12 protein-coding genes are annotated in these 12,585 nt (G+C 66.8%); 5 read left to right on the top strand and 7 right to left on the bottom strand.

Translation table 11 applies throughout. The features are described 5' to 3' along the window. Window positions 1–10: 10 nt before the first annotated feature. The 3 genes from QX135_RS03620 to QX135_RS03630 all read right to left on the bottom strand — a co-directional run bounded on the left by QX135_RS03620 (window position 11) and on the right by QX135_RS03630 (window position 4,785). Window positions 11–1,243 carry a GGDEF domain-containing protein gene (locus QX135_RS03620; RefSeq protein WP_315797391.1) on the bottom strand — a complete coding sequence of 411 codons (1,233 nt, stop codon included), beginning with the start codon at window positions 1,241–1,243 and terminating at the stop codon, window positions 11–13. 155 nt (window positions 1,244–1,398) lie between these two features. Continuing rightward, the gene (locus QX135_RS03625) at window positions 1,399–2,907 is read right to left on the bottom strand and encodes a class I adenylate-forming enzyme family protein (protein WP_316233948.1); all 1,509 of its coding nucleotides are present in this window, start codon (window positions 2,905–2,907) and stop codon (window positions 1,399–1,401) included. Between the two features lie 51 nt (window positions 2,908–2,958). Next, window positions 2,959–4,785, bottom strand: coding sequence for an extracellular solute-binding protein (locus tag QX135_RS03630; RefSeq protein ID WP_316233949.1), 1,827 nt, complete (start codon window positions 4,783–4,785; stop codon window positions 2,959–2,961). Window positions 4,786–5,046: 261 nt separating this feature from the next. On the opposite strand from QX135_RS03630, the gene QX135_RS03635 reads away from it, so the two are divergent. Then, the gene (locus QX135_RS03635) at window positions 5,047–5,823 is read left to right on the top strand and encodes an invasion associated locus B family protein (RefSeq protein WP_315757443.1); all 777 of its coding nucleotides are present in this window, start codon (window positions 5,047–5,049) and stop codon (window positions 5,821–5,823) included. 149 nt (window positions 5,824–5,972) lie between these two features. Here the strand turns inward: QX135_RS03635 and hspQ are convergent, their stop codons facing one another. After that, window positions 5,973–6,305 (bottom strand): heat shock protein HspQ, encoded by a 333-nt coding sequence (gene hspQ, locus QX135_RS03640; protein WP_315711998.1) that lies wholly within the window; start codon window positions 6,303–6,305, stop codon window positions 5,973–5,975. Between the two features lie 144 nt (window positions 6,306–6,449). On the opposite strand from hspQ, the gene QX135_RS03645 reads away from it, so the two are divergent. Then, entirely contained in the window at window positions 6,450–7,403 is a 954-nt protein-coding gene (locus QX135_RS03645) for an AEC family transporter (protein WP_316233950.1), read from the top strand. Between the two features lie 6 nt (window positions 7,404–7,409). Here the strand turns inward: QX135_RS03645 and QX135_RS03650 are convergent, their stop codons facing one another. Then, entirely contained in the window at window positions 7,410–8,609 is a 1,200-nt protein-coding gene (locus QX135_RS03650) for a UbiH/UbiF family hydroxylase (protein WP_316178308.1), read from the bottom strand. Between the two features lie 118 nt (window positions 8,610–8,727). Here QX135_RS03650 and pcsA point away from each other — a divergent pair, with 118 nt between their 5' ends. From pcsA to QX135_RS03665, 3 genes are all read left to right on the top strand, one after another. Next, the gene (pcsA, locus tag QX135_RS03655; protein ID WP_315772111.1) at window positions 8,728–9,462 is read left to right on the top strand and encodes a phosphatidylcholine synthase; all 735 of its coding nucleotides are present in this window, start codon (window positions 8,728–8,730) and stop codon (window positions 9,460–9,462) included. Next, window positions 9,459–10,184: a TerC family protein gene (locus QX135_RS03660; protein WP_315737916.1), complete on the top strand. Its 726-nt coding sequence runs from the start codon at window positions 9,459–9,461 to the stop codon at window positions 10,182–10,184. Before pcsA ends, QX135_RS03660 begins: the two co-directional genes overlap by 4 nt. A gap of 184 nt (window positions 10,185–10,368) precedes the next feature. Beyond that, on the top strand, window positions 10,369–11,343 hold the full coding sequence (locus QX135_RS03665) for a quinone oxidoreductase (protein WP_315772107.1): 975 nt from the start codon (window positions 10,369–10,371) through the stop codon (window positions 11,341–11,343). 24 nt (window positions 11,344–11,367) lie between these two features. Here the strand turns inward: QX135_RS03665 and QX135_RS03670 are convergent, their stop codons facing one another. Both QX135_RS03670 and QX135_RS03675 read right to left on the bottom strand, forming a co-directional pair. Further along, on the bottom strand, window positions 11,368–12,123 hold the full coding sequence (locus QX135_RS03670) for a hypothetical protein (RefSeq protein WP_316233951.1): 756 nt from the start codon (window positions 12,121–12,123) through the stop codon (window positions 11,368–11,370). Between the two features lie 120 nt (window positions 12,124–12,243). Then, the gene (locus QX135_RS03675; RefSeq protein ID WP_315772105.1) at window positions 12,244–12,525 is read right to left on the bottom strand and encodes a hypothetical protein; all 282 of its coding nucleotides are present in this window, start codon (window positions 12,523–12,525) and stop codon (window positions 12,244–12,246) included. Window positions 12,526–12,585 lie beyond the last annotated feature (60 nt).

A 12,585-nucleotide genomic window follows, 5' to 3' on the forward strand; every position in this document is an offset into this window, starting at 1 on the left:
CAACATCGTTCTATGAAGCCGCGCGTTGCGCCTCGCCGTAGACGCGGGCCAGCAGGCTTCGGGCGGTATCGCCGGCCTGCAGCGCGGCGACGGTGACCGAAGGCTCCGTGCGCGTATCGCGCTTGCCGTGGGAGGTGTGGCGCATCACGCTGGAGAGGCGGCGCGCGATGGCGTGAGCCGAGCGCAGATCGGTCTCGGCGAACACGACGACGACCGAGCCGTTGTCCTCGTGGGTGCCGAAATCCATCCGCCGCATCAGGCGGCTGATGATGCGGGCGCCGTCATACTGCGCGCGCGGATTGACCGGATCGAACGCGAAGCGGGCGACGGCAAGGCTGCCGCCGTTCTTCTGGGTCTGGCTGACGGCGCTGGCGAAGTCGCGGGCGAACGCGTTGCGGGTGAGCAGGCCGGTCTGCGGATCGAGCATGCCGCCGGCTTCGATGGCGCGCAGCGTGCGGTTGAGGCGGGCCTCGAAGGCGTGCTGGCGGATCAAGGGGAGGGCGCTGGCCGCGATGTGCGCGGGTGCGCCGGCGATGATCTCGAGATTGGCGAGTTCCTGCAGCGGTGCCGGCTGGTTGGCGGTGACGACCACGGCGAGGTTGCGGAAGCGGGTGTCCTCGGCGAGCACCGCGAGGAACGCATCGACCACGCGCGGCGAAAACCCTTCGCCGAGCACGATGCCGTCGATGTCGCGGCTCGACAGATGCTTCGCGGCGGCTTCGATGCTCAGCGCGCCGACCACGGCCATGCGCTCGCCGAGCGCAACCGAGAGGCCGGGCAGAGAGGTGCCGCGGCCGAGCAGTAGCACGGTCGCATCATCGAGCGGATCTGTTTCCGGCAGCGCGGCGTCGGGCGTCTTCTTCTCGTCGAGACGGCGCAACACGGTGGTGTGCAGAGTGCGGACACGCAGGGCGGCGCGCAGTCGCGCCAGTAGCCGTTCGTGGTTGTCGCTGTCCTGCAGGGGAAGAGCGTGATCGGGCAGGGTTGCGTCACCCGGCGTGATTGCGATCAGCGGCACGTAGGGCTTTCGCGCGCCGATATGACGCGAGAGCGCCGCAAGCTCGGCCGCATCAGCGCCCTCCATCACGGCCACCACTGCGGCCGGCTGCACCTTGGACATCGCGCTCAGCGCATCGGTCCAGCGCGTTTCGACGGAGGGGAGAATCTGCGCCGCCGCGAGGGCAGCCGTCAGCGAAGGCCGCGTGGAAGGAGAGACGATGAGAAGCGGGCCTTGTTGGGACATCCAGGGAACTCAGGATACGCTGATGACAACGTGCGATCCTAGGTCGCTCCCGTTAACGCGGCGTCAACACTGTTCCGAACGCACCGGTTCCCCTGTCAGAGCGCGCGCCCTTCTCGCGGGCGCACCGGATCGACGACCTGGCCAACGCGGCAATATCAGCCGCCCGAGCTGGCGCGATCGCGGAAGGCCTCGACCATCAGCGGATTGAGTCCGAGTTCGGCGAGCGCTTCCCGCGCGCGCGCATTGTCCATCGCGCGGCCCGCGAGGCGGTGACCGCTGAGACGGTCGGGCAGAGCGGTGAGCAGCGCGCCTTGGCCGAGCCGCCGTGACCATTCGTGCAGATCCTGCGCGAGGAAGCGGTAGCCGCCCACGGCCATCACGCCTGCCGGCGGCGCCGTAATGGAGATCGTGTCCTGGGCGCGGTCGAGGCGCACGGCGTATTCGGTGTCGACGTAGTCGCGCGGCGCTGCCGGCAGCAGCGAGTCGCTTGGCGGCGGCGGTGGCGCGTAGGCGGCGAGCACGACCATGGGCCCACGCAGTCCGAGCGTGCCCTTCGGCGTCACCAGGATCTCGCCGGCGATCGACGAGCCCGGCTGTTCGCGCGGGGCGCCCTGGCGTCCCGGTTTGACCGGGCCCGGGCTGCCGTCGGCCGCGGTGCGGCGCACCGCGAACAGGCCGGCTTCGCCGAACAGATAGACATCGGTGAGCTCGATGTCGCGCGTCTTCCACGATGCGCTCGACGCGACCTGCTCGGGCGCGCGCCACAGGCCGAGCACATAGCGCAGGTTCGGCAGCCGCGCGGCGAGGTCGCCCTCGTCGAGACGCAAGGCGAGTTGGGCCGGGGCGATCAGCGTATCGCAGGCCAGCTCCGCGAGCTGCTGTTCCAGCGCATCGGCGTCGAACGGGTGATGTAGCGCAAGGGTGCCGCCGGACAACAGCCATGTCACGACCGAAGCGGCGAGACCGGCGAATGACGACGGCAGGAAGGCCGACATCATGTTCACGCCCTGCGGCAGATCGCTCTCGAGCGAGACGGCGAGCCCGCCGGCGATCAGGCTCAAATGGGTGCGCGGGACGGCGCGGAAGCCGTCGGCGGTCACGTCGAACGAGACGATCGCGGCCTTGCGGCCGTCCGGCATGAGCCCGCGCGTCGAGCGCGAGGGTTTTGCGATCGACTGGTCCAGCGAATACATCCCCTCCGGCAGGTCGGTGCCGAAGCCGCAGACGTGGCGGATCGAGAACGCCTCCGCCGCCGCGTTCATCGCGAGATCGGAGTGGATCACGCCGTCGATCTTCGACATCGTGACGATGGCGCGCGCGCTGGTGCGGTTCAGCGCCGCCACGAGCTCCGACTGACGCCACAGCAGCGGGAACACGGCGACCACGAGGCCGGCGCGATGCGCGGCCAGCACCGTCAGCACGAACTCGATGGTGTTGGGCAGTTGGACCGCGATCACCGAATGAGCGGGCAGGCCGGCGTCAATGAAATGCGCCGCCAGCGCAGAGATCACGCGATCGGCTTCGGCATAGGTCAGGCGCATCGGCGGCCGCCCGGCGACGCGCTGCTTGTTGATCGGATCGACCAGCGCGACCGCATCCGGCTTGCGCGCCAGGATGCGTTGAAACAACGCGTCGAGCGTCGGCGACGTATTGGCCTGATTCACCTGTTGCCCCGTACTTTCACGGACCCGGCCACGACCAATTGCCCCGATTGGTCACTTCCGTGCCGGCTCCGGCCGCTGCCACCAGCTCTCCGGGAGCGCTCCCGTCAAAGCCGTCCTCTTTGGCCGTTCTATACGATTCCACCGAGCAATCCATTCCTCGGCGGCATTGAGCACTGGAATAGCGTAGAACCCCGCCATCAGGGTACGGTCCAATGCGCGAACCGTCGAGATAAATTCCGGCCTGTCGCGGGCGCGCAACAGCGCCGCGATCATGGCGTCGATCGCAGGATCCTTGGCGCCCATGTAGTTGCGGGTTCCGGTGCGGTCGGCGGCCTCGCTGCCCCAATAGAACGCCTGCTCGTTGCCGGGAGACAGCGACTGGTCCCAGCGGTTCTGGATCATGTCGAACTCGAAGCTCAGGCGGCGCTGGTCGAACTGCACGGGATCGACGACCCTGATCGAAGCATTGATGCCGGCCCGCTTGAGACTGCCGGCGTAAGCCAGTGCAAGACGCTCCTGATCGCGCGTCGTGACCAGGATCTCGAAGGCGAGGGGGGCCCGCGTCGTCCGATGCCGCAAGACCGTCCCGTCGAAGCCATAGCCAGCCTCGTTCAGCAGATCGAGCGCCGCCTTCAGCGTTGCGCGGTCGCGGCCGGACCCGTTGGTGATCGGCAGGCGGTAGCTGCCGTCCAGGATGTCGGCGGGGATCTGCGCGGCGTACGGCTTCAACAGCTCGAGTTCGGCCGCATCGGCTGGACGTCCATAGGCCGAAAGCTCGGATCCGGCGAAATAGCCACCGCTGCGGCGGTACAGCCCGAAGAAGTAGTTGCGGTTGATCCATTCGAAATCGAACAGCAGCGTCAGCGCACGGCGCACCTTCACGTCGGCGAACACCGGCCGCCGCGTGTTGAACACCAGGAACTGCGAGGGCTGCGGCATCCCCGAGGTGAAGCTGTCGCGGATGACCTCGCCATTGCGCGCGGCCGGGAAATCGTACCCGTCGTGCCAGCGCAGCGGCTCGGTCTCGACGCGGAAGTCGTACAGCCCGCGTTTGAAGGCTTCGAACTGTCCATTGGACTCGCGGTAGTAATCGAGCCTGATCTCGTCGAAGTTCCACAATCCGCGGTTGACCGGCAGGTCGCGTCCCCAATAGTCCGGATTGCGGGTGAGGGTGACGCTGGATCCCGGCTGTACCGCCGTGACACGATACGGGCCTGACCCGAGCGGCGCGGTCATCGTCGTGTCCTCGAAGCTCGCCACGTCCGTCGCGCGCTTCGCCAGAATGGGCATCAGGCCGAGGATCAGCGGCAGCTCGCGGTCCTCGGCGCCGCCGAAATCGAACCGGATGGTCAGCGGGTCGAGCACGTCGGCCCTGGCGACCTTGCCGTAGAACTGCCGGTGGTTGGGGCGGCCGTGATCGCGCAGCAGCGCAAAGGAGAACGCGACGTCCTCGGCAAGCACCGGGCTGCCGTCGGAGAAGCGGGCACGCGGGTCGAGCCGGAAGGTGACATAGGTTCTGTTCTCGTCGGTCTCGACGGTTTTCGCCAGCAGGCCATACAGCGTGAACGGCTCGTCATTGCCGCGAGTGAGCAGGCTCTCGACCACATAGCTGCGGATTTGCTGCACCGCGATGCCGCGGACGATGAACGGGTTCAGGCTATCGAAGGTGCCGAGCAGTCCCCAGACCAGACGACCGCCCTTGGGCGCGTCGGGATTCGCGTACGCCATGTGGTCGAAGTCGGCGGGCAAGGCTGGGTGACCATGCATGGCGATCGCCGCAGTTTCTGCCGCGTTCGCCGTGGGAGTGTAGACCGCGGGCAACAATGCCAGAATCACGGCGGCCCATCTCGCGGCCGCGCTGAACATGCGCTGCAGCATCAGGATCGGGGCGCAAGCATTTGATTCGGAACAGGTCACAAGGGGCTTTTACCACAGGCTCGCCAGCGCTAGACCGCGGCTTCGACATGGTCTCGCGGCATTGATTCTTCCGCGCACCGCGTTAAGAAGGCGGGCGATTGAGTGAGGGCGGCAACGCCTGTCACTTAACCGCCTCATTTCCTGAGGAGACAGCCGCTTCAACGGCTTGGTGTGGCGCCTTTGGCGGTCTCGGGCGCTGCCGTTCAGAAAGGGTTTTCCGCAATGAATTTCCGTGACTTGGCCTCGTCGGTTGGGCCGCGTGGGCGGCTCGTCGCGCTGCTCGCGGTCACCGCGCTGGCCGTTTCCTTCGCTCCTTCGGTTGCGCAGGCTCAAGCGCCGAAGGCGAAGGCTCCGGCTGCCGCTCCCAAGGCTCCCGCTCCGGCCGCTCAGGCCCCTGCAACTCCTCCCGCCGGCGGCCAGCCTCAGGCCCAGGCTCAGCAGGAGATGCCGCAGCTGATCTACGCGCCGTGGACCAAGTTCTGCCTGAAGGGGCAGGATGCCAACGCCAAGCAGGTCTGCTTCATCGGCAAGGACGGCCGCATCGAATCCGGTCAGCCTGTGGTTGCAGCCGTCATCATCGAGCCTGAAGGCGAGCCGAAGAAGATCCTGCGCGTGACGCTGCCGCTCGGCATGCAGCTCCAGCCCGGAACCCGCATCGTCATCGACAACAACCAGTTCATGGAAGGCAAATACGTCATCTGCTTCCAGAACGGCTGCATGTCGGACTACGAAGCCACGCCTGAGTTCGTGAACAACCTGAAGAAGGGCCAGACCCTGTTTGTCCAGGCGATCAACTCGAACGGCACCGCGCTGACGCTGCCGCTGCCGCTGCAGGAAGGCAACAGCAGCTTCGCCAAGGCCTATGATGGCCCGCCGACCGACCCGAAGCAGTTCGAGGAGACCCAGAAGAAGCTGCAGGAAGAGCTGCAGAAGCGCGCCGAGGAGCAGCGCAAGAAGCTCGAGCAGACCCAGCCAGGCCAGCCGCAGGCGAAGCAGTAACGCCGGTCGGGTCCATTCCGCAAAATCAAGGGCGCTCCATTCGGAGCGCCTTTTTCGTTCTGCGAACGGATGTGAGGGGAACCTGCGCGCCGGGACCAGAGATCAAGCCTGCGCCGACGGCGCTGGGTTGAAACCCTCCGGTCGACAGGTCAGTTCATCAGCGGATTGCGCGGACGATAGCCGCCCGACTTGTCCTTGATGAAGATCTCCGCAACCTGGGAATGGCGGATCGGCTCGCCGGACTCGTCGGGAACCAGGTTCTGCTCGGAGACATAGGCGACGTATTCGGATTCCGCGTTCTCGGCCAGCAGGTGATAGAATGGCTGGTCCTTGTGCGGACGGACCTCCTCGGGAATCGACAACCACCATTCCTCGGTGTTGTTGAACTCCGGATCGATGTCAAAAATCACGCCCCGGAACGAGAACACCCGATGCCGGACGATCTGGCCGATCTGAAACTTGGCAGTTCGCGCTTTGATCATCCCAGTCGAATAGACCAGGATGGGGAGCGATGCTAGTGCCCCGCGGGCGGATTTGATCTAGACCAATCCGATTCGCGTCAAGCCGCGACGCCCCCGCATTCCAGGCCCTTCCCAGGCCCCCTCAGGGGGTCATCTTCCGAGCCCATGTTCGACATTCTCAATCTGGCCCTGCCTTATTTCGGCGTCGTTTTCATAGGCTTCGCCTGCGGTAAGTGGAGGAGGCTGCCCGAAGCCGGGCTCGCCTGGATGAACTTCTTCCTGCTCTACGTCTCGCTGCCCGCCTTGATGTTCAACCTCATCGCGCGCACGCCGTTCACGGAGCTGAGCAACCCTCCCTTCCTGGTTGCAACGACGCTCGCCACCATGCTCACCTTCGCCTTGGCGCTCGTGCTCGGCAAGGCCATCGGGCGGCTGTCGCTGCGCGAGGCGACCATGGCCGGGCTCGCGGGCGGCTACGGCAACATCGGCTATATGGGGCCTGGGCTGGCGCTGGCCGTGCTCGGGACCAAGGCGGCGGCGCCGACCGCGCTGATCTTCTGCTGCGACAGCATCTTCCTGTTCTCGATCGTGCCGCTGCTCGTCGAGCTGACCGAGCGGGATCACGCCTCGGTGGTGCATGCGCTGCGCACGGTGCTGCGCCAGATCCTGCAGAACCCGCTGATCATGGCGACGGCAGCCGGCATCCTGGCGGCCGCATTTCAGCTGCATCCGCCGACGGTGCTCGATCGCACCCTGCAGTTCCTGCAGAACGCCGCTGCGCCGACGGCGCTGTTCGCGCTCGGCGTGACCGTGGCGCTGCGCCCGTTCGAGCGGCTGCCCTGGGAGGTGCCGGTCCTGACCGTGGTGAAGCTCGTCGTCCACCCGCTGCTGTCGTTCGGGCTGATGCTGCTGTTCGGGCCGTTCGCGCAGCCCTGGGCCGCGACTGCGGTGCTGATGGCGGCGCTGCCGCCGGCGCTCAACGTGTTCGTGATCGCGCGCCAGAATGACAGCTGGATCGAGCCGGCCTCGTCGGCGGTGCTGATCGGTACCTTCGCCTCGGTGATCACCCTGACCAGCGTGATGTGGCTGATCCAGAGTGGCCGGCTGGTGTTTCCCTGATCGTCCTCAGCCGGCCCTGCGCGTGGCCCTCCATGACGGCGCCAGGCCCTCGCGCATCGCGAGCCGCCGCAGCGGACCGATGCCGCCGATCAGGTGCATGCCGACGGCGCGCAGCGACTGCATCGGCAGGAGATCGCTGAGCAGCGAGCGGTTGGCGACATCGATGGCGAAGGTGCGGCTCAGGATGTCGGCGCGGCGCGCCGCACCATAGCGCGCGAGCACCTGCGGCGCACCGATATCCTCGCCGGCCGCATTGGCCTTGCGCACGACATCGGCGATGTCGATGCCGTCGCGCAGGCCGAGGTTCAGTCCCTGGGCACCGATCGGCGGCACCACATGCGCGGCCTCGCCGACCAGGACGATGCGGTTTTGCGCGTAGCGCAGGGGCCGCTCGATCGCGAGCGGAAACACATGGCGGCCCGGCTCGACGCGAACGCGGCCGAAGATCGAATGCGACTGCCGCTCGGCCGCTGCCGACAGGGCATCGTCGTCGAGCGCGAACAGCCGGTCGGCCTCCTTCGGGGCTGCGACCCAGACGACGCTGGAGCGATCGCCCGGCAGCGGCACGAACACGCAAGGTCCCTGCGGCGTGTGGAATTCCGTCGACACGTTGTGATGCGGCCGTGCATGGGTGATGTTGAAGGTCAGCGCCGACTGCTGCAGCGTGCGCCGGCTCACGCCGATGCCGGCGGCCTCGCGGCACAGCGAATGCCGGCCGTCGGCGCCGATCACGAGCCGCGCCGTCAGCACGCGGCCCGATGCGCTGGTGACGGTCACCGCATCGGCATCGCTGCGGACGCTTTCCGCATCCTCGGCGATCCGCATCAGGCCGTCGATCTCGCCGGCGCGTTGTTCCAGCGCCTCGACCAGGACGGCATTGGCGACGTTGTAGCCGAACACGTCGAGACCGATCTCGTCGGCGACGAAACGCACCTCCGGGGCCCGGATCAGCCGGCCGGTATCGTCGACCAGCCGCATCGCCCTCAGGCCGGCGGCGCGGTCACGGCACGATGACCAGACGCCGATCTCGTCGAGGAAATCGACGGAGCCGCCGAGCAGGGCGGTGGTGCGGTTGTCTGCATACGGGGCCTTGCGGGCCACGAGCGCCGTCCGCGCCCCGGTCTGCGACAAGGCAACGGCGGCGGCGAGCCCGGCGGGCCCGCCGCCGACGACGATGACATCAAAGCTGGCGTCTGTGTTGCTCATGCGGGAACATTTGACGTTCCTGCGGGGCTTTTTCAAGAGTATTGCGTGAGCCTGCGCGGCGCATCGCCGCAACGGCGGATATGCAATTGGCTCCGATTCCTGATAGCACTGGCGCCGCATGGATCAGTTGAGACCAGAGAGCAGGGTGGCCGCAACGCCCGCCCATCGCGCCGCGGCGTTCTCGGTGCACGTCTTCACCGCGCTCGGTGCGGGCGTCGCGCTGCTCGCGCTGCTGGAGGCCGTGCGCGAGCATTGGACTGCGATGTTCTGGTGGCTCGGCGTCGCGCTCGTCATCGACGGCATCGACGGGCCGCTGGCGCGTCGGCTCGACGTCGTCCATGTGCAGCCGGACTGGTCGGGCGAAGTGCTCGATCTGGTAGTGGATTTCACGACCTATGTGTTCGTGCCGGCCTACGCCATCACCGCCAGCGGGATGCTGCTGCCGCTCGCGGCGCCGGTCATCGGCGTCGGCATCGCCGTCACCGGCGCGCTGTATTTCGCCGATCGCCGCATGAAGAGCGACGACAATCATTTTCGCGGCTTTCCGGGACTCTGGAACATCGCGGCATTCTACCTGTTCCTGCTGCATCCCTCGCCATCGTTGGCGACCTTGGGGCTCGCGGTCCTGATCGCGCTGACCTTCGTCCCATTCCATGTCATCCACCCGGTGCGCGTCGAACGGCTGCGCTGGCTGACGCTGCCGCTGGTCGCGCTCTGGGGCGTCCTGGTCATCGATGTGCTGGGAAACAACTTCGCCGTGGACCCGATCGTGACGACGCTGTTGTGCGCGATCGCCCTCTACATCGTCGCGAGCGACTCCGCGATCCGCCTGTTGAGATCCTTGAAAGCATGATCGACCTTCTGACCAGTCCCGAAGCGTGGGCGGCGCTGCTCACCCTGACCGCCCTCGAGATCGTTCTCGGCATCGACAACGTCATCTTCCTGTCGGTGATCACCTCGCGCATCCCGCAGCCGCAGGCGACACGCGCCCGGCAGGTCGGGCTGGCGCTGGCCTTGATCTTCCGCATCGTGCTGCTCAGCGTGCTGGTCTGGCTGATCGGGCTGACGCAGCCGGTGCTCACGATCGGCGGCGTCGGCTTCTCCTGGCGCGACATCATCCTGATCGCCGGCGGCTTGTTCCTGATCGCCAAGGCCACGCATGAGATCCATGCCGAGGTCGAGGCGCGTGAGGACGGCGGGTCGCAGGGCGGCGGCACCAACAAGTTCTTCTGGGTGATCGTGCAGATCATCGTCATCGATCTCGTGTTCTCGCTGGACTCGATCATCACGGCGATCGGCATGGCCCAGGATCTCGAGATCATGATCGCCGCCGTCATCATCGCCATGGTCATCATGTACGTGTCCTCCGGACCGGTCGCTCGCTTCGTGGCGAACCATCCGACCACCAAGATGCTGGCGCTCGCTTTCCTGCTCCTGATCGGCGTCGCGCTGGTCGCCGACGGCTTCAAGTTCCACATCCCGCGCGGCTACATCTACTTCGCGATTGTCTTTGCGCTGGCGGTCGAAGCCTTCAACGTGATGGCCTCGCGCAACCGCAGGAAGCGTAACGCCTGACAGGTGCCGAGTTGACAAGGCCGTCGCGATCGACTTCGCTTTTGCCGCCGGCAGCGCCCGATGCGCGGCCGGAGTCCGGCTCCTTCAACGGAGCCGGATGTCCGATGAGAATCAGGTAACTGTCGGAAGTTCTTTCGCCGGATTCTCGGACGCGGCGATGGAGAGTCCGAAGGGAGATGGCGGGATGACCAAGGCGGTGCGCGTGCACAAGGTGGGAGGCCCCGAGGTGCTCGTCTATGAGCCGGTCGACGTCGCCGCGCCCGGCCCCGGCGAGGTCCGCATCCGCCAGCACGCGATCGGCCTGAACTTCATCGACGTGTACTACCGCACCGGACTGTACAAGGCGCCCGGCCTGCCGTTCATCACCGGCAACGAGGCGGCAGGCGAGGTGATCGCCGTAGGGCCGGGCGTCACGAATTTTCATCCCGGCGACCGCGTCGCCTACTACGAAAATCTGGGCGGCTACGCGACCGAGCGCAATATCGCTTGGCAGCGCCTGGTCAAGCTGCCCGACCACATCACCTATGAGCAGGGCGCGGTGCTGATGCTCAAGGGACTGACGGTCTGGTATCTGCTGCACAAGACGTTCAAGGTCGAGCCGCACCATCGCGTGCTGATCCACGCTGCCGCCGGCGGCATCGGCCTGCTGGCCTGCCAGTGGGCGCGCGCGCTCGGCGCGCACGTCATCGGCACCGTCGGCTCCAAGGCGAAGGCCGATCTCGCCCTGGCCAATGGCTGCGACCACGTCATCCTCTACAACGAGGAGGACTTCGTCGCACGGGTCAAGCAGATCAGCCGCGGTGAATTGTGCGACGTGGTCTATGACGGGGTCGGCAAGTCGACCTTCCCCGGCTCGTTGTCCTGCTTGAAGCCGCGCGGTCTGTTCGTCAGCTTCGGCAATGCCTCGGGTCCGGTGCCGCCATTCTCGATCGCGGAGCTCAACAGCCATGGCTCTTTGTTCGCGACCCGGCCGAAGCTCAACGACTACATCGGCAAACGGTCCGAGTTGCTGGAGGGCGCCGACACGCTGTTCTCGGCGGTGATCAGCGGCAAGCTGCACGTGCAGATCAATCACGCCTATGCGCTGAAGGATGCGGGCCGGGCGCACGCCGATCTCGAAAGCCGCGCCACGACCGGGGCCTCGATCCTCAAGCCATAGGCGCTTGGCGATCGGGATCTGCCGCTAGAATTCGTCCCGGATCGAAGCGCCACCAGCCGAAGCCCGGCTCCAGAGCACCGCGTCCGTCTGCGCTGCCGTCGTCGACGCCTCGATCCGCGCCGGCGCGAGGCTGTCTTGTCCGTCGCGCCAGGCGCGCTCGCGCTCGGGGTCGTCGAGCGCCAGAACGAGACCCTGATTGAGCTCATAGAGGCCAGCGGCGAGTCCTGCGCTGTCGAGCGCTTCCCTGAGCGAATCCTGCACCAGGGCGCGCAGAGCGACGTGTGGCGCCGAGACCGGCACGTCCACCTCGCGGCCGGCCATGGCCTGCGCGCAGGCGCGCCGGTCGAACGAGGCATGGCCGCGGCAGGCGAGCGGACGCGCGGGATGGATGATGCAGCCGCCGCGCACGACGAATGGGCAAGGCTGGCGCAGCTTCATTCGCTCGGTCTCGCCCAAGCCGCGCGTCGCGCGGTTGGCGAGCTTGATCCGTCGTGACAGCGAGCCGAGCGCGGTTGCCGGCATGCGCTGATCGATCTGCCGGGCGTAGCGCGCGAGCAGGAAGATCTCCGGTGCCGTCGCCGTCACGCGCAGCGCGCAACAGGAGGGGCAGCCTTTGGCGCAGGCGAGGGCGGGCAGATGCGCCGTCTGGGCATGGATGTTGGCTTCGAACAGATCGAAGGCGCGGTCGGCGAGCATGTTCGCCAGGTTCTGCGAGGCCCGCCCGGACGCCAGCAGCGCGCTGAAGACCCGTCGCAGTTCGCTGAAAGCTGCTTCGCTCAATGTTGTCCTCCGACGCCCGCACGAACCAAAACGTCAGCGACCGCGGCGCACCCGGCGCACCGCGGTCGACATGGATGAGGCAGAGAGGACGCCCGCTGCCTCATCCGGAGAGAGCCGACGTCAGGCAGCAACGCCTTTCAGGATCGCGTCGAAGCAGGAGCGGGGGATGCGGAAGAAGCCGCGGCCGCCGGCGAACGTCCGATAGTGCGGACGTGCCATCTCGAGCAGCCGCTCGTACCATTCGTTCGCGGTGAGCCCGGCCGGCTTCTCGCCGATCGAGTTGATGTCCGAGTTCGGAAAGAAGCGGACGTGAATCAAAACCTCTTCGGTGGCGGCAGCGGGGGCGATGTGGCTCGTGGCGTCCGTGACGGGTAGTGCCCGAGCCAGATTGTCTCTCGCCATTCTCGTATCTCCTTGTGTCGTACCGACGTCGTTGTCGGCGGAATGATCATCAGCTTGGTC

Source organism: Bradyrhizobium sp. SZCCHNR1098 (genome assembly GCF_032489375.1).
Lineage (GTDB): Bacteria > Pseudomonadota > Alphaproteobacteria > Rhizobiales > Xanthobacteraceae > Bradyrhizobium.